20 protein-coding genes are annotated in these 20591 nt (G+C 64.6%); 12 read left to right on the top strand and 8 right to left on the bottom strand.

Annotation, left to right across the window (positions count from 1 at the left end):
• Window positions 1-61: 61 nt before the first annotated feature.
• Window positions 62-784 (top strand): DUF72 domain-containing protein, encoded by a 723-nt coding sequence (locus tag CVM73_RS29460; RefSeq protein ID WP_100235293.1) that lies wholly within the window; start codon window positions 62-64, stop codon window positions 782-784.
• Between the two features lie 3 nt (window positions 785-787).
• On the opposite strand, the gene CVM73_RS29455 is transcribed toward CVM73_RS29460, so the two are convergent.
• The 7 genes from CVM73_RS29455 to CVM73_RS29425 all read right to left on the bottom strand — a co-directional run bounded on the left by CVM73_RS29455 (window position 788) and on the right by CVM73_RS29425 (window position 9200).
• The gene (locus CVM73_RS29455; protein ID WP_100235292.1) at window positions 788-1975 is read right to left on the bottom strand and encodes a CaiB/BaiF CoA transferase family protein; all 1188 of its coding nucleotides are present in this window, start codon (window positions 1973-1975) and stop codon (window positions 788-790) included.
• A gap of 84 nt (window positions 1976-2059) precedes the next feature.
• A complete protein-coding gene (locus CVM73_RS29450) occupies window positions 2060-3412 on the bottom strand; it encodes a ferredoxin reductase family protein (protein WP_100235291.1) in 1353 nt (450 codons plus the stop codon).
• A gap of 162 nt (window positions 3413-3574) precedes the next feature.
• Window positions 3575-5860, bottom strand: coding sequence for a heavy metal translocating P-type ATPase (locus CVM73_RS29445; protein WP_100235290.1), 2286 nt, complete (start codon window positions 5858-5860; stop codon window positions 3575-3577).
• Window positions 5861-5893: 33 nt separating this feature from the next.
• Window positions 5894-6349, bottom strand: coding sequence for an EF-hand domain-containing protein (locus CVM73_RS29440; protein ID WP_430641322.1), 456 nt, complete (start codon window positions 6347-6349; stop codon window positions 5894-5896).
• Between the two features lie 452 nt (window positions 6350-6801).
• Complete coding sequence (locus tag CVM73_RS29435; RefSeq protein WP_100235288.1) at window positions 6802-6996, bottom strand: DUF2783 domain-containing protein; 195 nt, start codon at window positions 6994-6996, stop codon at window positions 6802-6804.
• A complete protein-coding gene (locus tag CVM73_RS29430; RefSeq protein WP_100235335.1) occupies window positions 6993-8630 on the bottom strand; it encodes an FAD-dependent oxidoreductase in 1638 nt (545 codons plus the stop codon). Before CVM73_RS29430 ends, CVM73_RS29435 begins: the two co-directional genes overlap by 4 nt.
• Window positions 8631-8657: 27 nt before the next feature.
• A complete protein-coding gene (locus CVM73_RS29425) occupies window positions 8658-9200 on the bottom strand; it encodes a VOC family protein (protein WP_057195783.1) in 543 nt (180 codons plus the stop codon).
• A 124-nt stretch (window positions 9201-9324) separates the two neighbouring features.
• On the opposite strand from CVM73_RS29425, the gene CVM73_RS29420 reads away from it, so the two are divergent.
• Both CVM73_RS29420 and CVM73_RS39825 read left to right on the top strand, forming a co-directional pair.
• Window positions 9325-9816: a MarR family winged helix-turn-helix transcriptional regulator gene (locus CVM73_RS29420; RefSeq protein WP_100235287.1), complete on the top strand. Its 492-nt coding sequence runs from the start codon at window positions 9325-9327 to the stop codon at window positions 9814-9816.
• Between the two features lie 29 nt (window positions 9817-9845).
• Window positions 9846-10007, top strand: a complete 162-nt coding sequence (locus CVM73_RS39825) for a hypothetical protein (RefSeq protein ID WP_158237614.1) — start codon at window positions 9846-9848, stop codon at window positions 10005-10007.
• A 56-nt stretch (window positions 10008-10063) separates the two neighbouring features.
• On the opposite strand, the gene CVM73_RS29415 is transcribed toward CVM73_RS39825, so the two are convergent.
• Window positions 10064-10747: a GntR family transcriptional regulator gene (locus CVM73_RS29415; RefSeq protein ID WP_100235286.1), complete on the bottom strand. Its 684-nt coding sequence runs from the start codon at window positions 10745-10747 to the stop codon at window positions 10064-10066.
• 123 nt (window positions 10748-10870) lie between these two features.
• Here CVM73_RS29415 and dctP point away from each other — a divergent pair, with 123 nt between their 5' ends.
• From dctP to CVM73_RS29365, 9 genes are all read left to right on the top strand, one after another.
• Window positions 10871-11890 (top strand): TRAP transporter substrate-binding protein DctP, encoded by a 1020-nt coding sequence (gene dctP, locus CVM73_RS29410; protein ID WP_100235285.1) that lies wholly within the window; start codon window positions 10871-10873, stop codon window positions 11888-11890.
• Complete coding sequence (locus CVM73_RS29405; RefSeq protein ID WP_100235284.1) at window positions 11887-12444, top strand: TRAP transporter small permease; 558 nt, start codon at window positions 11887-11889, stop codon at window positions 12442-12444. Before dctP ends, CVM73_RS29405 begins: the two co-directional genes overlap by 4 nt.
• Window positions 12441-13796, top strand: coding sequence for a TRAP transporter large permease (locus CVM73_RS29400; protein WP_100235334.1), 1356 nt, complete (start codon window positions 12441-12443; stop codon window positions 13794-13796). Before CVM73_RS29405 ends, CVM73_RS29400 begins: the two co-directional genes overlap by 4 nt.
• Window positions 13797-13813: 17 nt before the next feature.
• The gene (locus CVM73_RS29395; protein ID WP_100235283.1) at window positions 13814-15223 is read left to right on the top strand and encodes a malonyl-CoA decarboxylase; all 1410 of its coding nucleotides are present in this window, start codon (window positions 13814-13816) and stop codon (window positions 15221-15223) included.
• The gene (locus CVM73_RS29390) at window positions 15220-16740 is read left to right on the top strand and encodes a malonate--CoA ligase (RefSeq protein ID WP_100235282.1); all 1521 of its coding nucleotides are present in this window, start codon (window positions 15220-15222) and stop codon (window positions 16738-16740) included. Before CVM73_RS29395 ends, CVM73_RS29390 begins: the two co-directional genes overlap by 4 nt.
• Window positions 16741-17522: 782 nt before the next feature.
• Window positions 17523-17801 (top strand): hypothetical protein, encoded by a 279-nt coding sequence (locus tag CVM73_RS29380; RefSeq protein ID WP_100235280.1) that lies wholly within the window; start codon window positions 17523-17525, stop codon window positions 17799-17801.
• 510 nt (window positions 17802-18311) lie between these two features.
• A complete protein-coding gene (locus CVM73_RS29375; RefSeq protein WP_100235279.1) occupies window positions 18312-18797 on the top strand; it encodes a hypothetical protein in 486 nt (161 codons plus the stop codon).
• 45 nt (window positions 18798-18842) lie between these two features.
• Window positions 18843-19061, top strand: a complete 219-nt coding sequence (locus tag CVM73_RS29370; RefSeq protein WP_100235278.1) for a hypothetical protein — start codon at window positions 18843-18845, stop codon at window positions 19059-19061.
• A gap of 53 nt (window positions 19062-19114) precedes the next feature.
• Complete coding sequence (locus CVM73_RS29365; protein ID WP_100235277.1) at window positions 19115-20494, top strand: HAD-IC family P-type ATPase; 1380 nt, start codon at window positions 19115-19117, stop codon at window positions 20492-20494.
• The last annotated feature ends 97 nt before the right edge of the window (window positions 20495-20591 follow it).

The raw sequence follows: 20591 nt of genomic DNA, 5'->3' as shown, positions 1-20591 counted from the left end.
AGCAACGTATCGGCCGCACGGACGTTCCCTCCGGCAAGTGGCAACGGATGGCACGTGAGAGATGGCGCGCGTTTTGATCGGAACCTCCGGCTGGCATTACGCCTCCTGGCGAGGCCCGTTCTTTCCGAAAGGCGTGACGCTGAAGGAGCAGCTGCGCTACTATTCCGGGCAGTTCGACACCACGGAGCTGAACGGGGTGTTCTACCGCACGCCGACGCCGGAGGCGGTGAAGGAATGGCGCGAGCAGACCGGGCGCGATTTCGTGTTCGCCTGGAAGGCGTCCAAGTTCATCACGCACTGGAAGCGCCTGTCGGACCGCTCCGTCAACAGCCTCGAGCTCTTGGAGGACCGCATCTCGCGGCTCGGCGGCAAGGCCGGCCCGATCCTGTTCCAGCTGCCGCCGCAATTCGAGGCCAACGCGGACCGGCTCGCGTCCTTCCTCAAGCTGCTGTCGCGCAAGCGGCGCTACAGCTTCGAATTCCGCCATCCGAGCTGGTATCAGCCGCGCATCCTGCGGATGCTGGCCGACGAGAACATCTCGCTGTGCCTGTCCGACCATCACGATGCGCCGGCGCCGTGGAGGCGCACGGCCGATTTCGTCTATGTGCGCGGGCACGGCCCGGGCGGGCGCTATCGCGGCCACTACACCAAGGCCGTGCTGGCGCAATGGGCGAAGCGCATCAAGTCATGGAAGCGGCAGGGCTGCGACGTCTATGTCTATTTCGACAACGACCAGAAAAGCGCAGCGCCGGCGGACGCAAAGGCGTTGAAGCAGCTGCTGTGATGCCTAGATGATGCCGCCTTGCCGTAACGCAGCGATCTCCCCGGCATCATAGCCGAGCTCGGCGAGAACGAGATCGGTGTGCTCGCCGAGTGTCGGCGGGCGCGTTGCGATGCCGCCCGGCGTTTCCGAGAGCCGGACCGCAGCACGTGTCACCGGCGCGGGCTTCGGCAGGCCGGGATAGTCGAGGTCCTGCATGAAGCCGGCGGCGCGGATATGCGGATGATCCAGCGCCTGTTGCGGTGAGAGCACGGGGCCGGTCGGAATCATCGCCTCGCCCAGCGCATCGACGGCCTCCTGCGTCGTGCGCTCGGCGCACCAGCGCGCCATCCGCTCGCTGACGATGCGGCCGTTGTTGCCGCGGCTGATGTCGTCGGCGAAGCGCGGATCGTTCAGCCAAAGCTCCTCCTCGCCCATCAGCCGCGCCCAACGCTTGAACAGCGGATGGCCGGTGACCTGGCAGAGCACCCAGCCGTCCCTGGTGCGGTAGATGTCGGCCGGCGCCGCGGTCTGGCCGAGATTGCCCGTCGGCACGCGGTTGACGTTGATGACGGCCTGCTCGATCAGCGTGGCATTGGTGAAGGACAGCGCGGTTGCGAGCAGCGCGCCCTCGACGATCTGCCCGCGTCCGGATTTGCCGCGCTCGATCAGGGCTGCGAGCGTGCCGAACGCGCAATGCAGCGCGGTGCCGAAATCGACCCAGTTCACCGCGGCCCGGTACGGCGGATCGCCCGCGCCCGTCATGTAGACCGAGCCCGACATCACCTGCCCGACGCCGTCGAAGCCGACGCGGTCGGACCAGGGCCCCGGCCCGCCGAACGCGGTGGCCGTGGTCAGGATGATGTCCGGCTTGATCGCCTTGAGCGCGTCGTAGTCGAGCTTCATCGCGCGCAAGGTCTGTGGCGGCAGATTGGCGACCACGACGTCCGCGGTCGCGATCAGGCGGCGCATCACCTCCTGCCCTTCCGCCTTCATCGGATCGAGCGTGATGCACTTCTTGTTGCGATTGACCTGAAGAAACAGCGCGCCTTCGCCGCCTTCGCCCACCGGCGCCACGAAACGGTCCTCGCTGCCGTCGCGCTTCTCGACGCGGATGACCTCGGCCCCGAACTCGGCCAGCAAGGTCGCGCAATAGGGCCCGGCGATATAGCGCCCGAAATCGAGCACGCGCACGCCCTCCAAAACTCCTCCCATCGAACCCTTCCCTGTTGTTTTGAAGAGATTACAGGGACTGGCTGCCAGGGCAAGTTGGGAAGCGGCACGAGCATGCGACTTTCATCATCGCATCGCGAACAGCTCCTGATGAAACCGCCGTTCGACGGGGAAGCCGTGCGCGCTGAAGTCTCGCCTGAGCGCTTCGCCGAAGGACGCCGGACCGCAGAACCAGATGCTCGCCTGACGCCATTGCGGGACGGCTGCGCGAATGCGTTCGCCCGTCAGTCGTCCATCACGGGCGTCGATGAGAACGTGGAGACGAACATTTGCCGAGTGCGCATCTGCTGCAAGCTTGCCGAGGGCTTCCTCATCCACATCAATGGTGGTGTGAAAGAGGTCAACCGCCTGCAAGACATCGCAACCAGGACCTTCCTTGCGCATGGCCGCCTGCTTCATGCGGGCAATGAAAGGTGTGATGCCGATACCACCGCCGATCCAGATCTGATGCGAGCACTCGTCGTCGAAAGTGAAGCAGCCATAGGGCCCCTCCACCTTCACCTCCTGCCCGACACGGAGCTTTTCCCGCAGCCGGCTGGTGTGGTCCCCAAGCTCCTTGGTGATGAAGACGATCCTGGGATCTGCGGCGTTCCAGCCGGAGGCGATCGTGTAGGGATGCGCGCCCTCGGAGACATCGGACGTGGCGAATGCGAACTGGCCCGGTCTATGCCCCGGCCAGCCATGGGGCACCTCGATTTCGGTCTCGATTGCTCTGACGCCGGGATAATATTTGAGCGAGGTGATCCTGCCCTGGACCTGCCGCCGGGCCCCAATGCGCCGCAACAGCGTAACAGCCGCCGCCCATGTCCCGAAGGCCAGCAGCGCCCCCACGATCCAGCCGAGCGGCGACATCCAGTAGCTGAACTTCATCAGCGCGAGCGCATGAAAGACCAGAACCAGATAGGCGATGGCGAGCAGCCGATGCGTTTTGTAGAAGAGCCGATAGGGGAACATTTGAATGAGCGCCAGGGCAATCAGCACGACAGTGCCATAGAAGGCCCACTCGCCCAGTCCCTCCGCCGGTCCATGCAGGCCGTCAAGGAAGGCCCCGATGGGATTCTCGATGACGGGCCTTGCCCCCCGCTGCGGTCGGGTCAGCAAACCCCAACCGACCGCCCATTTTGCGGCATTGGCCCAGAGCCAATGAATCATGGCAGTCACAAGCCCCGCGATACCGAGCCATTTGTGCAAGCGATACATCTTGTCGAGACCGCCCAGCCAGGCCTCCGGCCAGCGCGGTCGCAGCGCGAGGATCATCGCCATGCTCATGCAACCGATTGCCAGCACGCCGCTCAATTGCACCATCCTCTCGCGAAGTGGGAAGAAGGAGCCCGGCCCAAATGGCTGGGGCTCCGCAACCAGCCACAGCAGGACGAGAGCCGCCAGGGTGCCCCACAATACCCGTTTGAGCTTCTGCATGCCGTCCTTCCCTCGCGACGTTACGGCGCCAGCTTGAAACTGATCTCGCTGCGTTGCATTGAGCTGACTCAAGCCTGCTCGTGATGAGCTGCACGGGCTCATCGACGCAGGAGCCTCGCGATGAGGCAATCGCTGGGAGCCGGCGTACGGCACGGCTATCGCCTATGCCGCAACGGCCTCGTAGATATCCTCCTCCTGGGCCGTGTGCATGCGCACCAGCGTTTCGATCGCCTCGATCACGCGCTGAGCGTCTCGAACAAGGTAGCGGTCGATCTTCTCTGACGGCAGATCCTCCGCGATACGGGCGAGTAGCCGCGCGAGATGCAGTATCTCGCGATGCGCACGGCTCATGGCGGAGAGCCCGTGGCGGTCGCGCAGCACCTCCGTGAGCTTCGGATAGACGCTGTCTTCATCCTCGCGCTCGTGCATCACGACACTGCCCTGGACCAGTCGGTCGGCCTCACCAATCAACGCAGCGGCGGATTCTGGCACCGCATCGTCCAGCGCATCGACGATCTGGCGCAGGCGGTCGAGATCCCTAAGCAGGGCCTGATGATCGTGATGCAACGTCAGCCCCTGCTCCGCGGTGAGGCGCGGACCGCTCCTGGCGAGGGGCGGATTGAGCGCTCGCAGCGCATTCAGAATGACGGCAACATCGATCACCTCCTGAACGATCGCGGCGGGTACGGGATCGAGCCAGCCAAGGCTGGCAGCGGCCATCGCCGCTAATGACAATCCCATCCCGACGAAGATGCTTTGCAGGGCAATGCGCCGCGCGCGCTGCGCGATAGTGATCGCCTCGCCGACCCGATCCAGCCGATCGGTGAGAATCACCACATCTGCCGCCTCGGAGGAGGCGCTGGCACCGCGCGCGCCGAGCGCGATCCCGGTGTCAGCCATGGCCAGCGCCGGGGCATCATTGATGCCGTCGCCGACCATGATGGTCGGATGCAGCCGCTGTTCGCTACGCACCGCTTCGACCTTATCCGAGGGAACGCGATCGGCCAGCACGGCATCGAGATCGAGCGCCGCTCCGATGGCTTGCGCCGCTGCGGCGCGATCACCCGTGACCATCACCATCCGCGCGATGCCGGCATCGCGCAGCAGCCGGATCGCGCGTGGCGTATCGGCTCGCAATTCGTCTGCCAGCAGCAGCGCGCCGATGAGACGGCCGTCCACCGCGACAAAGACGATCAGCGCCGAGCGCCACGAGGCACGTCGAATCGCCCGCAACTCCCATGGCGAGAGCTCGGCACGCGGGACAAGCATCTCGCGCAAGCCCGCCATGACTTGGCGTCCGTCGATCTGGCCGCTGAGGCCGGAACCCATGGTCTCCTTGACATGTTCCGGCGGCTTCAGCTTGATCCCCTGGGCGAGGGCCGCAGCGACGACGGCCTTCGCAAGCACGTGATGCGAAGCTTGCTCGAGCGACGCCCCGAGCGTGAGGACCTCATCCGGATCCTCGCCCGGCGCAACTTCTACGGACAGCAACCGCGCCCCGCCCACCGTCAGGGTGCCGGTCTTGTCGAATAGCACGGTGTGCGCACGGGCCAGCGCTTCCAGCGCCCTCCCGCCCTTGACCAGGATGCCGCGGCGGGCCGCTTGCGCCACCCCGGCGATGAAGGCGACGGGTGCGGCCAGAATCAAGGGGCACGGCGTCGCCGCCACCAGCACGGCAAGGCTGCGGGTCAAATCGCCGGAGACGTGCCATGCCACAAAGGCGATGACGAGTGTCACCGGCAGAAAGATCAGCGCATACCGGTCCGCCAACCGCACAAAGGGAGCTCTCGCTGTTTGCGCCGCAGTCACCATGCGCACGATGCCCGCGTAGGTACTCTCACTGGCCGCCGCGGTCACGGTCAGTTGGAAGGTCTCACCCGCATTCAGAGAGCCAGAAAGAACGGCGCTTCCGCGTGGCTTCTCCACCGGAATCGGTTCGCCGGTGACGGCGGACTCGTCGATCGTGGCAAAGGCCGAAGCAACGACACCGTCGACCGGCACGATCTCGCCGGCCTGCACCAGAAGCTCTTCGCCGACCGCGACTTTCTCGATCGGAACATCCTCGATCCGCTCGCCGGATTTGCGATGGACCTGCCGCGGCGCCCGATCAACCAGGGATCGCAGATCATGTTCCGCCCGGGCGACCGCGATCTCCTCCAGCACGTTGCCACCGGAATACATCAGCGCGACCACAGCCCCTGCGAGCGGCTGTCCGAGCGCCAACGCCGCACTCATCGAGAGCAGTGCGATCGCGTCTACTCCGACGCGGCCCCTCAGCACATCCTGGACGATCGAGACTGCCAATCCTGCGATCACGGGCGCCGTGCCGAGCGCCCATGCGACATCGGCCAGATCAGGCCGGCCCGAGGCTCGCGCGAGAACACCTGCAGTCAATCCTGCGATTGCGATCGCAACCAGAGCCCATCGCAGGACCCGATCAAACGCCATGGCCTGACGCGCCCGCCCTTCGGTTTCGGCTCACTACTGTTGCGGAACGGAGCTCCTGCTCCTGTGCATGAACGTCATCATCTCTTCGAAAGTGAGCTTCCCGTCCTTGTCGCGATCCATCGCCTTGAAGATTCGCTCGTGAGCGCCCTGAAACTCGGGCAACGAGACGCTCCCGTCACCATCGGCATCCATCAGCGCGAAGATGATGCGGAAGGCGACTGGCGGCTCCATGGCGTCACCGCCTGTCGCGCCATGCCCCTTCATTCCTTGTCCCATCATTCCTTGCCCCATCATTCCTTGTCCCATCATTCCGCGCCCCATCATTCCCATCATATCTCCACCGCGCATCGGGCTCTGCCGCTCGGTGGATGGGTTTGCAGGAGAGCTCGACTGCGGCGACGCCGGCGCCTGCTCCTGTCCGGGATGATGGCCCTGATGGTCCGCCGATGATTGAGCCAAAGCCGGCTGGCCCAAGGTGACGAACAGCAACGCTGCAGCAATGGTTCGACCTAGCATGACGCTTCCTCCAGCCTTGATGTGGGCCCAAGGAGGTTGTCGAACTTCTCCGAATTTACCTTGAGCCAAGTCAAGAAAGCGGCTCGTGCCCCATGGCTTTTCGGTACGAATGACCTCGGCGCCGAATTCAGCCGGCGAGATCGCGCAAAGGGAACCTGCCGCCGGCGCTGCCGGCGGCCTTCGTGCGGCCTCCCCCGGCGACGCAGGGCTATCGCATCTGAGAAACCTTTCCCTGCGGCCATCCTTCGAGACGCCCGCTTTAGGCGGGCTCCTCTCCATGAACCACCTGTCAGACGACGTCTGGCAGGTGGTTCATGGAGAGGAGGCGCGTAAGCGCCGTCTCGAAGGACGAGGCGTGCACGCAGGCTGCCGCCACGAGTCATATGCGATCGCCCTGCCCGGCGATGGGCCGATGGTCCCGCGACCTAGCCGCCGCCGGCGCGGGCGCAGCCGATCGCCTCGGTGAGAACCTTGCGGTCGCCGATGTGATTGGCGAGCAACAGGATCAGCCGGGCGTTCATGCGCAGCGCCTGCTCCTCGTCGAGATCGCGCTGGCTGTCGATCAGCTCGGCGTAGAAGTCGTCGGGATCGGCGATATTCGGTGACAAATTGAGCATCATGCCGCAAGCTCCGTCCGATCGGCGGTGTCGTGGCCGGCGGCGCGCAGCATCGCCTGGGTGATCTTCGCCTCGTCGAATCCGGTCCAGCGCGCGGCGACATATTGATCGGGGCGGAACAGGTACGTGGTCCCGGGCGAGGCGCCGTAGCGCTGCGCGAGCAGACCCTTGGGATCCTCGATGTCGCGGCCAACGAGAATGAGCTTGGCCGCGAACGGCCCCACCGCGATCTCGGTCTTGTCGCTCACCTTGCCGAACGCGACGACCGTGAAGCCATCGCCGAGACAATGCAGGAACCAGGCCGGCTTGCCATCCACCGCAATCGGCGCATCGGCCGCATTCGTGCCGGGCCGCATGCCGCCCGGCACCGCATCATGGTCGGGCGTGTTGAGCGCCGAGGTCACGTAAGGGGTCGGTGTCGAGAGCCGGCCGCTATTGACCAGCGGCCGCGCAAAGCCGTGATGCCGGGCGAGCTCCAGCACGGCGTCGCGGAAATAACGGCTCGGCTTCGTCTTCGGCGTGATGAAGTCGGTGGCTCGCGTCGAGTTCAGGATGTTGTCGTCCGCCGCATAGGCACGCTCCTCGTGATAGCTGTCGAGCAGCGCTTCCGAGGCCTCGCCGCGCAGCACCATCGCGAGCTTCCAGGCGAGATTGTCGGTGTCCTGGACACCGGTGTTGGCGCCGCGCGCGCCGAACGGCGAGACCTGATGCGCGGCGTCGCCGGCGAACAGCACCCGGCCCTGGCGGAAATTGTCGATGCGCCGGCAGGCAAACTGATAGATCGAGACCCATTCGAGCGCGAACTCGGTATCCTCGCCGAGCATGGCGCGGAGGCGCGGGATCACCCGCTCGGGCCGCTTTTCCTCCTCGGGATTGGCGTCCCAGCCGAGCTGGAAGTCGATGCGCCAGATGTTGTCCGCCTGCCGGTGCAGCAGCACGGACTGGCCGGGATGGAACGGCGGATCGAACCAGAACCAGCGCTCGGTCGGAAAATCCGCCTTCATGGCGACGTCGGCGATCAGGAAGCGGTCCTGGAAGAACTGTCCGGTGAACTCGGCGCCCACCATCTTGCGCAGGTCGGAGTTGGCGCCGTCACAGGCGATCACCCATTGCGCCTCCATGGTGAAGATGCCGTCGGGCGTTTCCACCGCCAGCGTCGCATGGTCGGCGGCCTGCTTGAGGCTGATGAGACGGTGCTTCCAGCGCAGCTCGATCAGCGGATTGGCCCCGCATTTGGCGACCAGCATCTCTTCGAGATGATATTGCTGCAGATTGATCATGGCCGGCCATTGGTGGTCGGCCTCGGGCAGCAGATCGAACCGGTAGGATAGCTGGTCCCGGAAGAACACCTTGCCGACGTTCCAGCTGACGCCGCGCTCGACCATGGGCGCCGCGCAACCGAGACGGTCCCATATCTCGAGCGGACGCTTGGCGTAGCAGACCGCGCGCGAGCCGATCGAGACGGTGTCGTTGTCATCGAGCACCACGACCGGCTGGCCGCGTGCCGCGCAGTCGAGCGCCGCGGTCAGGCCGACGGGACCTGCGCCGATCACCACGATCGGATGCCGCTTCACGATACAATCGGCCTGCTCCTGGGAACGCCGATAGCCGAACTTCGGATAGATGTAGCTCGTCATGTTCGCTTCCTGATGCACGGCCAAGGATCAATGCGCGTCCGCGAATTCCTTCTCATGCATCCAGGCGGTGTGGCGCGGCGGACGCTTGGTGCGTGACCATTCCTCGACCATCTCGTGCGCAACCGACTTCATGCGGTCGATCTGCTCGGGCGTGGCGGTCCAGGCCGCGATCTCCAGGCGATGGCCGCTGGGATCGCGGAAATAGATCGACTTGAAGATGGTGTGATCGGTGACGCCGACGACGTCGAGGCCGGCGGCTTCCGCGCGCGCCTTGGCCTCTTCGAGCTCGGCGAGGTCCTTGACCTGGAAGGCGATGTGCTGCGTCCAGTCCGGCGTGTTGGGATCGCGGCCCATCGGCGGAGAGTTCGGCAGCTCGAAGAAGGCCAGGATGTTGCCGTTCCCGGCATCGAGGAAGATGTGCATGTAGGGATCCGGCGCCTTTGTCGAAGGCACCCGGTCCTCGGCGATGGCGCCGAGAAGATCCATGTTCATGACCTTCTTGTAGAACTCGACCGTGGCCTTGGCGTCGACGCAGCGATAGGCGACGTGATGGATCTTCTCGATTTTCATGATGTTTCGCTCCCTGGACTTGCGGTTGCGAAATTGGTATCAGATGTTACTATTTCCTAGATTTGATCTGGATCAACCGGCTCGGAAGAATCTGCCGGGTGGATCGGCGGGCGGACATCGCGTGATGGGACGTGCGGGTGAGGTGCGGCGCAGGGACGCGACCGAGCGCGGCACGGGACAGGATGGTCGCGAGCTCGACCTGCAACAATATTTTCCGTACCGGCTGGCGCGCCTTGCCGAGCAGGTGTCGCTGGCGGTTGCCGAGGTCTATTCCGAGCGCTTTACGCTGACGCGGCAGGAATGGCGCGTGCTTGCCATTCTCGGCGCGCGTGCGGAGATTGCGACCAAGGAGATCGGTCCGCTCACGACGCTCGACAAGATGCAGGTCAGCCGCGCCGTCCAGGGGCTTCAGGCGCGCGGCATCGCGAGCCGCAAGCACCATCCCGACGATCGGCGCGAGCTGATCGTCTCGCTGACGCCGGCCGGCCGCGCGCTCTATCGCAAAATCGTGCCTTACGCTCTGGCGCGGGAGACGGAGCTGCTCAGCGTGCTGACCGCCGAGGAGGTGAAGGTGCTCGACCGGGTGATGCACAAGCTCTCGGCAGCGTTGAGCTAGCTGGCTCCCCCCTCGCGCGGACGCCGTCAATGATCCGCGCGCTGACCGCAATCCTGGCGCGCAAGGCGCCCCGGCATGAGCTTGTCGAGCCGCCCGCGTCGCGAAGAAGCTGTTGGAGAAGGGAGACGCTCGAGCAGAGCGATATCGATGCGCTGATCCGGGAGATGCCCAAAGGGCTGCGGGCCATCTAACTGGCGCGCGGCACGGCAACCGGTCTGCGTCCCAGACCAGGTGTGAACAGCCACGTCTATTTCGCGGTCTCCCGCCTGCTTTCGGCAGGAGATTGGCCGGGCGGTGAAAGGCCGAGGACCATGTCCGAGAACCGTTCACCCTGCACCAGGACGTGGTCGTGAAGACGGGTCGCGGCCAATTGCTCGTCGCCGGCGCGGATCGCTTCCAATATGCCGGCATGCTCCTGCAGCGATTGCAGCAGCCGGTTGCGCGCCCGAAGCTGGATGCGGCGATAGGCACTCAAGCGCTTATGCAAGGCGAAGGCCTGATCGGCCAGGAAGCTGTTACGGCTGGCGCGGTAGATCGCTTCGTGAAAGTTGCGGTTGTCGGCGTAGTACTGCTCGCTGTCGCCGTTTCGCGCGGCCGCCTCGCAGGCCCGATGCGCAGCTTCCATCGCCGCATCATTGTCCGGCGTCAGCCGTCGCGCCGCCAACCGTCCGCAGGCGCTTTCGATCTCGGCCATGGTTTCGAACATCTCGAACAGCCGCGTTGGTGACGGGACGCTGACGATGGCGCCGCGTCGCGGGCGCACATCGATGAAGCCTTCGGCCCCGAGTTGCAGCAGTGCCTCCCGGATCGGCGTCCGTGACACGCCGAATCGCTCCGCCAGCGAGGCTTCGTCCAAACGATCGCCGGGCTGAAATTCCCCTGCAATCACAGCGTCTTCGATCGCCTGCTTCAGTCTGGAGGCCTGGCTCATTGTATACACCTAATCTGTCAGTTCCATACCATACGCTTGACAAAACATACAGCATGCAGTTCATATATTAATTGTATGCAAGATCAGAAATAAAAAATGCAATCTGGCAACGGGAGGTATGGAATGAGGATTTCAAGACGCCAAGCCCTGGCCCTGGGGATCGCGGCCCCGGCGCTGCTCCGGTTCGGAGAGGCGCGCGCGGCCACGGCCCTGAAGATCTCGCACCAGTTTCCGGGAGGCACCGCGACTGAGGGCGATTTCCGCGACCGGCTCTGCCGGCGCTTCGGGGCGCTGATCCAGGAGCGCAGCAAGGGCGCGATGACCGCCGAGATCTATCCGGGCTCGTCGCTGATGAAGACCAACGCGCAGGTCTCGGCGATGCGCAAAGGCGCGCTCGACATGAGCCTCATCCCGATCTCCTACGCCGGCGGCGATCTTCCCGAGCTGAACATCGGCCTGATGCCGGGCCTCGTCACCGGTTACGACGAAGGCCTCGGCTGGAAGAACAAGCCGATCGGCCAGGAGTTCAGTAAATTCCTCGCCGCCAAGGGCCTCGTCATCATCACCTGGATCTGGCAGGCCGGCGGCGTCGCCAGCCGTGCGCGCCCGCTGGTCGAGGTCGGCGATGCCAAGGGCATGAAGATCCGCGGCGGCTCGCGCGAGATGGATCTCGTGCTGCAGGCTGCCGGCGCTTCGGTGCTGTCGCTCCCCTCCAACGAACTCTATGCGGCGATGCAGACCGGCGCCTGCGATGCCGCCCTCACCTCGTCCACCAGCCTGACCTCGTTCCGCCTGGAAGAGCTCGCCAAGCATCTGACGACGGGGCGGGCCAAGAGCTACTGGTTCATGCTCGAGCCGCTCGTGATGTCGAAGGCGGTGTTCGACCGGCTTTCGAGCGAGGAGCGCGACATCATCGTCTCGGTCGGCGCCGAGCTCGAAGCGTTCGGCCGCGCCGCGGCGGTGGAGGACGATGTCCGCGTGGCCAAGGTCTACCAGGCCGCAGGCGCGACGGTGCACGATCTCGACGACAAGACGGTTCAGGCCTGGCGGGATCTCTCGCGCGAGACGGCCTGGAAGGACTACGCGGGCAAGAACGAAAACTGCGCCCGCCTGATCAAGCTTGCCATGGAGGCCGGCTCATGAGCGCGCATGGCATCGATCTCGGTCATTCCGCCGCCGTGACCGCGGCGCGCCCCGGCTCCCCGGTCGGACGGATCGCTCGCGCGATGACCCTGCTCAACAGGGCGATCGTCGTGCTCTGCTCGATCGCGCTCATCGTCGCGAGCACGATCCTGAGCTACAGCGTGGCCGCGCGCTACTTCTTCAACGCGGCAACCTATTGGCAGGACGAGGCCGCGGTGTTCCTGCTGGTCGGCGCCACGTTCCTGTCGACCGCCTTCGTGCAGGCCGGACGCGGCCATATCGGCATCGAGGCCCTCACCGGCTATCTGTCGAAACGCGGCAATGCCATCCGCATGCTCGTGGTCGACACGACGAGCCTGCTGTTCTGCTGCTTCTTCGCCTGGAAGTCCTGGACGTTGTTCCACGAAGCCTGGGTCGACGGACAGGTGTCCGGATCGACCTGGGCCCCGCCGCTGTGGATTCCCTACAGCATGATGTCGCTGGGCATGACGCTGATGACGCTGCAGATCGCGCTTCAGCTCGCCGCGAGCCTCGATGCATGGAGGAGCAAATGAGCACGCTTGCCGTCGGACTGATGTATGGTGGCGCGACCCTCGCCGTCATGGCCTCGGGCATGCCGATCGCCCTGGCGCTCGGCGCGGTCGCCGTCATCTTCATGTACTACTTCATGCCCGCCGCATCGCTCGATACGGTGACGCAGAACGTCTACGAGGAGATGGCCTCGATCACGCTGCTGGCGATCCCGCTCTTCATCCTGAAGGGCGCCGCGATCGGCAAGTCGAAGGCCGGACAGGATCTCTACAGCGCACTGCATGTCTGGATGGGCCGCATTCCCGGCGGTCTCGGCATCGCCAACGTCTTTGCCTGCGCGCTGTTCGCCGCGATGGCGGGATCGTCTCCGGCGACCTGCTCGGCGATCGGCTCGGCCGGCATTCCCGAGATGCGCAAGCGCGGCTATTCCGGCGGCTTCGCCGCGGGCGTGATCGCCGCCGGCGGCACGCTGGGCATCCTGCTGCCGCCCTCGATCACCATGATCCTGTACGCGGTGGCGGCGGAGCAGTCGCTCGGACGCCTGTTCCTCGCCGGCATCGGGCCGGGCCTTCTCCTGGTGCTGCTGTTTGCGACCTATGCGGTGCTGAGGTTCAAGTCCGAATACAACGCGGCGCAGCGCGCCTATGCCGCCGATCCGGCGCAGCATCCGATCCTGTCGAACGAGCGCTTCACCATGGCGATGCGGTTCGGCGCGCTGCCGCGCGTGCTGCCCTTCGTCGTGCTGCTCAGCGGCGTCATGATCGCGCTCTATGGCGGCTACGCCACCCCGTCGGAAACCGCCGGGCTCGGCGGCATCCTGGCGCTGGTCCTGATCGCCTCGATCTACGGCGTGTGGCGGCCGCGGGATCTCGGCCCGATCCTGGAATCGACGCTGAAGGAATCGACCATGCTGATGCTGATCATCGGCATGTCGCTGCTCTACTCCTACGTGATGAGCTATCTCCACATCAGCCAGGCGGCGGCGCAGGCGATCGTCGCGATGCAGCTGTCCCGATGGGTGCTGCTGGGTGCGATCCTGGTGCTGGTGGTCGTGCTCGGCTTCTTCCTGCCGCCGGTCTCGATCATCCTGATGACGGCGCCGATCATCCTGCCGCCGCTGAAGGACGCCGGCTTCGACCTGATCTGGTTCGGCGTGGTGATGACGATCGTGATGGAGATGGGCCTCATTCATCCGCCCGTCGGACTCAACATCTTCGTCATCAGGAACATCGCGCCCGACATCCCCCTGCGGGACGTGATCTGGGGAACGCTGCCCTTCGTCGTGCTGATGGCGTTCGCGGTCGTCCTGCTCTGCCTTGTCCCGTCGATCTCGACCTTTCTGCCCAACCTCGTGATGGGTCCGCCATCGCGATAACCGAGGAGGCACGAACCATGCTGAACGACATCCGATCCGGACGCATTGCGGCGCCCGAATTCCTGCAAGGGCTGATCGACACGTTGACACAACGCGGCCGTGCGGTTCTCGGCATCAAGCCGGATCGCGATGCGGGCGAGGACCGCGACCTCGAGCTTCTCGGCGAGGCGCTGCTGTCGCGTCGTGGCGAAGCCTCCGGCGTTGCGATCGCGCAATCGCTGCTTGCGGCCTTCGAGCGGGCGGCCGAGCCGCAGCGGCTCAAATTTCTATCCTCCCTCGCCGACCGGTTCGGGCCGGACCGTCGCGCGATCGAGCTCGCGATCGCCGCCTACCAGCGCAAGGAGGGCGGCGACGGCGCCAGGCTCGAGGCGCTCCATGCCGTTGCGGAGCCGCGCCGGCAGGAACTGATCCGGCGCCTCAATCTGGCGCCCGGCGGGACGTCGTCGCTGGTGCGCATGCGCGAGGTGCTGCTCTCGCTGCTGCGCGAACATCCCGAGCTCGAGGCCGTCGACGACGATTTCGTCCACCTGTTCTCGTCCTGGTTCAACAGGGGCTTTCTGGTGCTGCGACCGATCGACTGGACCACCTCGGCCAACATCCTCGAAAAGATCATCCGCTATGAAGCCGTCCACGCCATCCAGGACTGGGACGACTTACGCAACCGGCTCGAGCCGCCGGACCGCCGCTGCTATGCGTTCTTCCATCCCCAACTCGTCGACGAGCCGCTGATTTTCGTCGAGGTCGCGCTCACCAAGGAGATTCCCGGCGCGATCGGGCCGCTGCTGGACAAGTCGCGCCAGGCGATTGCCGCGCGCGAGGCGACGACCGCCGTGTTCTACTCGATCTCGAACACGCAAAAGGGCCTGGCCGGCGTCTCATTCGGCAACTTCCTGATCAAGCAGGTGGTGCAGGATCTCGCCCGCGAGCTGCCGAACCTGAAGACCTTCGTCACCCTGTCGCCCGTGCCCGGCTTTGCCGGCTGGGTCCGGCGCGAGCTCAAGAGCGAGGCATCGGCTGCGATCGATGACGATACGCGCCAGGCGATGGCCGCAATCGATGAAGGCGGCGACATCGCGCAGGCGAAAGACGCCATCACCGCGCTCGCCGCCTATTACTTCCTGAAAGCCAAGCTCCCCTCGGGCAAGCCGGTCGACCCCGTCGCCCGCTTCCATCTCGGCAATGGCGCGCGACTGGAACGGCTCAATTTCCTCGGCGACGCCTCCGCCAAGGGCATGAAGCAGTCCTACGGGCTGATGGTGAACTATCTCTACGCGCTCGAGCACATCGAGGCGAACCACGAGGCCTTTGCGGAAGCCGGCACCGTCATGGCCTCCGACAAGGTGAAGAAGGCGCTTCGCGCAAAATTGTCGTCGCGCGACCTCGTTCTCAGTCCTCATACCAACTCGCAACGGAAGATCTCGTCATGACCTCGAACCTGTACGATCGCCTGCTCGCCGGCGCGGAGTCCGACCAATCCATCTGCATCGAGAAGGACGACGGCGCGGCGTTGAGCTATGCCGACCTCGCTGCGCTGAGCGGCAGGTTCGCGAACTTTCTCGCCAGGACCGGCATCGGCCCGAACCACCGCGTCGCGGTCAAGGCGGAGAAATCCGTCGAGGCCGTCGCGCTCTATCTTGCAACGCTGCGCACCGGCGCGGTCTATCTGCCGCTCAACACCGCCTATACGCCGACTGAGACCGAGTATTTCATCCGCGACGCGCAGCCGACGTTGATCGTGTGCGATCCCAGGGAAGAGGCCGATTTGCGTGCCATCGCCGCCAAGGCAGGCGGCCGCGTCGAGACACTCGATCACCACGGCAAGGGCTCGCTCACCGATGCCGTGGCAGACTTCCCGGCGCGATTTGACACTGTCGCCAGGGCGAATGACGATCTCGCGGCCATTCTCTACACGTCGGGCACGACCGGCCGCTCGAAGGGAGCCATGCTGACACACGGCAATCTGTCTTCGAACGCCCTGACGCTGGTCGAGGAGTGGCGCTATTCGAGCAAGGACGTGCTGATCCATGCGCTGCCGATCTATCACGTTCACGGGCTCTTCGTGGCCTGCAACGTCACCCTCGCCGCACGCGCGCGCATCCTGTTCATGCAGAAGTTCGACGCCGAGCGCATTCTGGCAACGATGGCGCGCAGCACCGTTCTGATGGGCGTGCCGACCTTCTATGTCCGCCTGCTCGAGAGCGCGAACCTGAACGAGCGAAGCACCGCCAACATGAGGCTGTTCGTCGCCGGCTCGGCGCCGCTTCTGGCCGAGACACACCGGGCCTGGAAGGAGCGGACCGGGCACGCGATTCTGGAACGCTATGGCATGACCGAAACCGGGATGATCGCCTCAAATCCCTATGAGGGGCCTCGCATTGCCGGCTCGGTCGGCCGGCCGCTTCCCGCCGTCGAGGTTCGCGTCACCGATCCCGAGACCGGCGCCCCCCTCCCCGTTGGGGACGTCGGCATGATCGAGGTGAAGGGCCCGAACGTCTTTGCGGGCTACTGGAACATGCCGGACAAGACCGCGGCCGAATTCCGTCCCGACGGCTTCTTCATCACCGGCGATCTCGGCAAGCTCGATGCGAATGGCTATCTGCACATCGTCGGGCGCGGCAAGGACCTCATCATCACCGGCGGGGTCAACGTGTACCCCAAGGAGATCGAAACCGAGATCGACGCGATTCCGGGCGTCTCCGAGAGCGCGGTCGTCGGCGTGCCGCACGCCGATTTTGGCGAGGGTGTTACCGCGGCGGTGGTTCGGTCGCCGGGCTCATCGGTCGACGAACGCGCCATTCTCGCCGCGCTGTCCGGACGATTGGCTAGATTCAAGCAGCCGAAGCGCGTCGTGTTCGTCGACGGTTTGCCCCGCAACGCGATGGGAAAAGTGCAGAAGAACGTCTTGCGCGAACGCTTTGCAGATATCTACTCCGGGCGGGCGTAGACTCCTCGCCCGTTTTTGGCACGCCCTCTGGCCTGCGCGAGGCTCGCCACGTCAAGGACGGGACGGATCAGGCTGGTCGCCGAGACCGCGACGCCGGCCGATCGCTTCGCTTAACATCTTGCCGCTGGCGGTGTTGACGAAGTGGAGCGCGGCGCAAGCGGGACATCGGACGGATACGTGCGTGTCCGCGGCATCGGACGCTGAGTCGGAAAGCCAGTGCTGCACGTTCATGCCAGTGCGGGGACATTTGAAGATGATGTTGCGCTCCATGCTGCACATATGCGCCCGGCGCTCCGGCCTTGAAATTGCGGGCCAATACTTAGGCAAACGTCCTGAACGGATCCACACGGGAGCGGCAAGGACATCGCGAAGCGCTCCTGGGCAAGGAGCCAGTCGAGAGCACCCAGTCAAGCGCCTCCGGCCGCCCTTGAGCTGGATCAAGACATGTTCGTGACCCTGACTATAGCGTCGTATCGGCATCGGGAACGCTTTGTCGAGGTACCGTTGCCGAAAGCAGCGACGTTCGGATCCCTAGGCCTTCCCGGCGCCGCTTTCACAGATGGGTGCAGAAGACCGCGAGCATGGAGCAGGCCGGAGAGCGGCTCCGCCGGAGAGTTCGATGGAACGAAGATCGGCAACGCGGGTTTGTTGGACGGGCTCGGACCCTGGATGGAAGAACCAAGCGACAGTCGGCCTCGGCGCTCCCATGGAGCCCGGGGCCGATTTTCGTCGAACCCTCGGGATCGTCTGGGCCAAGGAGTACGCCGATCAGGAGACCCGACATGCTTGCCGACATTCAAACCGACGATCTCACTGCCGTCGTGCGCTACGCACTGGAGACGACCCGTGCGACGACGGCGTGTCCTTTCCACTGCGACGTGATCGTCCGTATCGGAGATGACGCTGCCGAGAGCCACGCCTTCGAACGCGCCAAGCGAATCATCAGAAGTGACGGCACGAAATGGGACAAGGAAGCTCTCAGGATCGAGATCGGACGTCAGCTCGGCGCAGCCGCGGACGGCTGCTGCCCCAAATGCGATCCGACGGCCTCGTGCGCCTAGCCGCCGCGAGCTAACCGGATGAGACACACGAACTCGCTTCTTCGGGCAAGACGCCGAGCGATTGGCGGCGATTTGACCTGTGTGAAATCCGCTGATGGAATTGGCCCTTACCCTGAACTGTGCGCGCAGCTCCATCCCGAGGCCGGAATTCCCGTGAAAGTGACAAAGCCGATCGCCTCCATCCGCGGGAGGTCCCGGACGGATATTCCGTCAGCGGACGAGGACGATGATCGTCAGCTTTCGCCATCGGCCGAGAGGCGGCAGGTCGTCGACGAGTACGCCGACAATTTGAGGAAGATCATCCGAAGACTTCTTGGAAAGCCGAATTGATCTCGCTTGGGCACCTCGCGGCAAGGGACCAATTTCGAAATTGACGTTCGGCGACCTCGCCTTCGGGGATGTCGCGCTCCTGTTTCACTTCGTGGCGGGGGAACGCGAAAGCTTGATTCAGCGCAAGGGCATGGAACGCGCCCCTGATAGTAAGGGTCGAGATTCACGGGGAATGCTCGGATGACGCTGAAGAAATGGTGCGCGGTTCTCGCGATGTCGGCCGGTGCGGTTACATCCGCGATTGCTCAGTCCGACTTTCCACCGTCCGCAAGCGCGAAACAAGAGGCGCCTCGCCTCGTCGAAGTCATGAGCATGGCGCAGCTTGAGCATCTCAAGCTATGGTATGCAGGCAAGGCGAAGAACTGGGACCTGGCCGCGTATGAGTTGCGGCAGCTGACGAATAGCCTGGCCGAAGCGGCCATCTTCTATCCGGCAGTCCCCGTCAGCAACGTGACCACGATGAAGGAGCCGCTGCTCTCGATCGCCGACGCGATCGCGGCGGGAGATGACCGCAAGTTCGCCGCTTCCATGCGTGTTCTGACCGACGGCTGCAACGCCTGTCACGCATCGATGGGCCGCGGCTTCATTGCCATCGCCGTTCCGACCAGCGGGCAACCACCCGCCAATCAGATCTTCCCGCCTTTGGAAAAACCGCGGAAAAAATGATGGGTTGAGGCAGCGCGACCTCAGGTGTGGGAACGAGGAGGGGACATGTCGGCAGCCAGCCTTGCGCGCGGTCGCGCCCACAGCAGAAACATCGATCGCTATCATCGGCTCCTCAAGACGCATCTAACGGATGTCGAGCGCAACTACATCGAGTGGCGTCTGTCGCAGGAGCAGGCTGCCCTCGAAGCTCTCGACCGGCCGCATCAGGATGGTGCCGCCACAATCGCCCAAAACCGAATTGAGCCGTATCAACCCGAAGATTGAGCAGCCTATTACCCTTGCCGAGCCCCAAATGTCAGTGACCGGCGAGCCCTTCGATGATCGAGCAGTCCACTCCGGCCAACACTCTGGCGGCTGAGTTCTGGCAGACGCCAAAGGACGAGCTCTGCCGCGCGCTCGGCTCGGGTCCCGAAGGCCTGGCACAAATCGAAGCAAACCGAAGGCTGGCGATCTTCGGAGCAAACCGCGCTGACGCCTCCCAAAACCGGTCAGCCTTGCGCAAGCTCGGCCAACGCCTCTGGAATCCCTTGATTGCGATGCTGCTCGCGGCAGCGCTCGTATCCGGGCTCAGCGGCGACATCGGCAGTTTTGCAGTCATCGCAACCGTGCTCTCCCTGTCCATCACGCTTGATATCGTTCAGGAGCATCGCGCCGAACTCACGGCCGAAGCGTTGCGGGAATCGGTCGCCATTCAGGCTGACGTCGTCCGGGATGGCAGGGACATGACGATTTCGGTGACGGCTCTCGTCCCCGGGGACGTCGTGAAACTCCGTATCGGCGATCTGATACCGGCCGATGGCGTCGTTCTCGATGCCCAGGAATTGCAGGTCAATGAAGCCCTCATGACGGGTGAGCCGTTTCCGGCCTTCAAGACGGACGCTCCCTGCTCGGCGGCACTGCCGGCAGATGCCACCAACGCGCTGTTCGCGGGAACCAGTACCGTCGGCGGGAGCGGCAAGATGCTGGTCGTGAGGACCGGCGGCCGGACGCGCTTCGGCGCGATCGCCTCGGCAATGGCCGCCAACGCGCCACCGACCGCTCTCGAGGAAGGCGTCCAAGGGCTCGGATTGCTGATCCTGCGACTGACGCTCTTCCTCACGTTGTTTGTGCTGATGGCTCATCTCGTCGCGCAACGTCCCGCAATGGAATCCTTCCTCTTCGCGGTCGCGCTCGCCGTCGGCCTGACACCCGAGCTGCTGCCTATGGTGATGACGGTGACCCTCGCCCGCGGCGCGCTGCGCATGGCGGAGCGAAAGGTCATCGTGAAGCGACTGTCGGCGATTCACGACCTGGGTGCGATGGACACGCTTTGCGTCGATAAGACCGGTACGCTGACGGAAGCCAGGATCACGCTGGAGGCGCATATCGATCCGCAGGACCGGCCCAGCGATCGCGTCCTGAGCTTCGCGCACCTGAACAGCACGTTCCAGGCCGGAGTCAGAAGCCCTCTCGACGACGCGATATTGTCAGCGAGCCACGATGGCCTGGACGGCTGGGCCCGGCTTTCGGAAGTCCCATTCGACTTCGAGCGACGGTGCTTGTCCGTTCTCGTCGCACGGAACGAGGAGCACATGCTGATCGCAAAAGGAGCTCCGGAATCCATCCTGTCCCGCTGCGTTGCCGTGGAGATCGACGGCCTGGCTCATCCGCTCGACGCCGCATGGCAACCACGGCTGTCCGGTTCATTGGAAGTATAGTCCAAGGTTCAACTGATTTTGGTTGATTGGGACGGATTGCCGTAGTTCGAGCAAGTTGTTGATCGGCCGTCTGTGCATGAGATTTGTGCGGACGAGC

Origin of the sequence: Bradyrhizobium forestalis (assembly GCF_002795245.1) — a bacterium.
Taxonomy (GTDB): Bacteria; Pseudomonadota; Alphaproteobacteria; order Rhizobiales; family Xanthobacteraceae; genus Bradyrhizobium; species Bradyrhizobium forestalis.
This window is presented reverse-complemented; position numbering and strand designations above follow the sequence as displayed.

Bases quoted from the DNA above. Each gene is read 5' to 3' on its own strand.
- CVM73_RS29460 (WP_100235293.1), top strand. From the start codon at position 62: ATGGCGCGCGTTTTGATCGGAACCTCCGGCTGGCATTACGCCTCCTGG.
- CVM73_RS29455 (WP_100235292.1), bottom strand. From the start codon at position 1,975: ATGGGAGGAGTTTTGGAGGGCGTGCGCGTGCTCGATTTCGGGCGCTAT.
- CVM73_RS29450 (WP_100235291.1), bottom strand. From the start codon at position 3,412: ATGCAGAAGCTCAAACGGGTATTGTGGGGCACCCTGGCGGCTCTCGTC.
- CVM73_RS29445 (WP_100235290.1), bottom strand. From the start codon at position 5,860: ATGGCGTTTGATCGGGTCCTGCGATGGGCTCTGGTTGCGATCGCAATC.
- CVM73_RS29435 (WP_100235288.1), bottom strand. From the start codon at position 6,996: ATGATGCTCAATTTGTCACCGAATATCGCCGATCCCGACGACTTCTAC.
- CVM73_RS29430 (WP_100235335.1), bottom strand. From the start codon at position 8,630: ATGACGAGCTACATCTATCCGAAGTTCGGCTATCGGCGTTCCCAGGAG.
- CVM73_RS29425 (WP_057195783.1), bottom strand. From the start codon at position 9,200: ATGAAAATCGAGAAGATCCATCACGTCGCCTATCGCTGCGTCGACGCC.
- CVM73_RS29420 (WP_100235287.1), top strand. From the start codon at position 9,325: ATGGGACGTGCGGGTGAGGTGCGGCGCAGGGACGCGACCGAGCGCGGC.
- CVM73_RS39825 (WP_158237614.1), top strand. From the start codon at position 9,846: ATGATCCGCGCGCTGACCGCAATCCTGGCGCGCAAGGCGCCCCGGCAT.
- CVM73_RS29415 (WP_100235286.1), bottom strand. From the start codon at position 10,747: ATGAGCCAGGCCTCCAGACTGAAGCAGGCGATCGAAGACGCTGTGATT.
- dctP (WP_100235285.1), top strand. From the start codon at position 10,871: ATGAGGATTTCAAGACGCCAAGCCCTGGCCCTGGGGATCGCGGCCCCG.
- CVM73_RS29405 (WP_100235284.1), top strand. From the start codon at position 11,887: ATGAGCGCGCATGGCATCGATCTCGGTCATTCCGCCGCCGTGACCGCG.
- CVM73_RS29400 (WP_100235334.1), top strand. From the start codon at position 12,441: ATGAGCACGCTTGCCGTCGGACTGATGTATGGTGGCGCGACCCTCGCC.
- CVM73_RS29395 (WP_100235283.1), top strand. From the start codon at position 13,814: ATGCTGAACGACATCCGATCCGGACGCATTGCGGCGCCCGAATTCCTG.
- CVM73_RS29390 (WP_100235282.1), top strand. From the start codon at position 15,220: ATGACCTCGAACCTGTACGATCGCCTGCTCGCCGGCGCGGAGTCCGAC.
- CVM73_RS29380 (WP_100235280.1), top strand. From the start codon at position 17,523: ATGCTTGCCGACATTCAAACCGACGATCTCACTGCCGTCGTGCGCTAC.
- CVM73_RS29375 (WP_100235279.1), top strand. From the start codon at position 18,312: ATGACGCTGAAGAAATGGTGCGCGGTTCTCGCGATGTCGGCCGGTGCG.
- CVM73_RS29370 (WP_100235278.1), top strand. From the start codon at position 18,843: ATGTCGGCAGCCAGCCTTGCGCGCGGTCGCGCCCACAGCAGAAACATC.
- CVM73_RS29365 (WP_100235277.1), top strand. From the start codon at position 19,115: ATGATCGAGCAGTCCACTCCGGCCAACACTCTGGCGGCTGAGTTCTGG.